Here is a 231-nt window from a genome sequence, read left to right as displayed (position 1 = left end):
AAGGGTGCAGTTGAGATTTCATTCCATGAAGGTTTATCAGAATAGCCACTAAGGTAGTTAAAAAAATTTGTTGCATCTACCCCAAATGAATTTCTCGTTGTTAAAACACCCATATCTGTATACAATTTTGCGGTTTTATCATTATAATTTCCAGTTCCTAGATGCACAATCCTCTGCATAGTACCTTGCTTTTGCCTGATGATCAAAGTGATTTTACTATGAGTTTTAAGA

The 231-nt window shown here is 34.2% G+C and carries 1 pseudogene; it reads right to left on the bottom strand.

Annotated features, from left to right (window positions below):
* A pseudogene (locus AOA60_RS03980) lies at positions 1-231 on the bottom strand (RNA degradosome polyphosphate kinase); the annotation flags it as partial.

The sequence above is a fragment of the Pseudomonas sp. 2822-17 genome (assembly GCF_002742485.1).
Taxonomy (GTDB): domain Bacteria; phylum Pseudomonadota; class Gammaproteobacteria; order Pseudomonadales; family Pseudomonadaceae; genus Aquipseudomonas; species Aquipseudomonas cyclaminis.
Note: the sequence above shows the minus strand (reverse complement) of the source record. Positions and strands in the feature narration are given on the sequence as shown.